3 protein-coding genes are annotated in these 1,420 nt (G+C 57.7%); all 3 read left to right on the top strand.

All coding sequences use genetic code 11. The features are described from left to right. Positions 1–19: 19 nt before the first annotated feature. Genes atpE through ACO6BQ_RS07630 form a run of 3 tightly spaced genes read left to right on the top strand, consistent with a single transcriptional unit; the run spans position 20 to position 1,371 of the window. Entirely contained in the window at positions 20–271 is a 252-nt protein-coding gene (atpE, locus tag ACO6BQ_RS07640) for a F0F1 ATP synthase subunit C (RefSeq protein WP_006305519.1), read from the top strand. Positions 272–313: 42 nt separating this feature from the next. Next, on the top strand, positions 314–838 hold the full coding sequence (atpF, locus tag ACO6BQ_RS07635; protein WP_489120277.1) for a F0F1 ATP synthase subunit B: 525 nt from the start codon (positions 314–316) through the stop codon (positions 836–838). Beyond that, complete coding sequence (locus ACO6BQ_RS07630; protein ID WP_489120276.1) at positions 832–1,371, top strand: F0F1 ATP synthase subunit delta; 540 nt, start codon at positions 832–834, stop codon at positions 1,369–1,371. Before atpF ends, ACO6BQ_RS07630 begins: the two co-directional genes overlap by 7 nt. Positions 1,372–1,420: the final 49 nt, after the last annotated feature.

Here is a 1,420-nt window from a genome sequence, read left to right as displayed (position 1 = left end):
GTTTAAGGAGGATCTTTTCATGGAAAACGCAATCATGGTCGCAGGCGCTCTTATCGGTGCGGGTCTCTGCTTTGGTCTTGCCGCGATCGGCGCGGGCATCGGTGACGGTCTTGTCACGGGCCGCTTCATCGAGGGGTTGGCACGTCAGCCGGAGGCGGGCGGCGTTCTCTTTACGCGTACGCTCATCTCGGTCGGTCTGATCGAGGCACTTGCCATCATCGGCGTCGTTTTCGGTATCATCATGCTCTATGCAAATCCGCTGATTAAGTAAGCACTTGGAGACAGCATGGATTTTGCAAAGGGGGCATAGGAATTGAGTGAAATTACGCAAGGGCTGATTGATCTCAACGGGACGCTGCCTGTCCAAATTATCAACTTCTTGATTCTCGTTGCACTCCTGCGTGCGGTGGCGTACAAGCCGATTGTCCGCATGATGGATGAGCGTAGGGCGAAGATCGCCGAGAGCATCGAAAAGGCGGACGCGGATGCGGCCGCTGCCGAGGCGACTCTCAATGAGTACAAGGCGCAGCTTGCCGCCGCGCGTACGAAGGCACAGGAGATCGTCGATCAGGCGGAGAAGCGTGCCGGCGAGGAGCGTGAGGCGAGCATCCAGGCGACGAAGCGTGAGATCGAACAGATGAAGAAGGCGAATGAGCTGCAGATGGAGCGCGAGCGTGCGCAGGCGGTTGAGCAGCTGAAAGCGGAGGTTGTCGCCCTGTCGCTCATGGCAGCGGGTAAGATCATCCAGAAAAATCTGGAGGCGAAGGACAACGATGCCATCATCGGCGAGTTTATTGCAAAACTCGACGCGAACAAGATTGGTGATGCGCCATGCTGAACATGGAACTTGCACGCAAGTACGCACGCGCGATCTTCGAGCTTGCCTGTGAGGATAACGCACTCAAGGAGTACGGCGCGGATCTGGCGAAGGTCCAGCAGCTCTATCAGGACTGCCCTGAGCTGAAGGCGTATCTCTGCAACCCGAACATCCAGCCGGAGGACAAAAAGTCCCTCCTGAAGGAGGTGTTCGAGGGCGGTGTGCGCGAGACGGTGCTGAACTTCCTCCTGCTGCTCATCGACAAGCGGCGCATGATGGTATTCGACGCGATCAGCGCGATCTTCGGACAGCTCTCGAACGAGAAACTCGGTATCGCCGTGGCGGATGTCACGACGGTGGAGGCACTCGCACCCGCACAGGTGAAGGAGCTGACGGAGAAACTCGAACGCATCACGGGCAAGCAGGTAACTCTACGCGAGCACCGCGATTCCTCGCTCATCGGCGGCGTGGTGGTGCGCATCGGCGACCGCCGCATCGACGGCAGTATCAAGGGGCGTCTCGAAGCAATGACGGCAGAGTTAATGGCGAACTAGCGGGGTGACAGCGAAATATGAAAATGAATCCGGAAGAGATTACTTCCAT

This window comes from Centipeda sp. (in: firmicutes) (genome assembly GCF_057271695.1).
This window is presented reverse-complemented; position numbering and strand designations above follow the sequence as displayed.

Excerpts from the sequence above, each read along its gene's own strand:
- ACO6BQ_RS07630 (WP_489120276.1), top strand. The coding sequence starts at position 832 with ATGCTGAACATGGAACTTGCACGCAAGTACGCACGCGCGATCTTCGAG.
- atpE (WP_006305519.1), top strand. The coding sequence starts at position 20 with ATGGAAAACGCAATCATGGTCGCAGGCGCTCTTATCGGTGCGGGTCTC.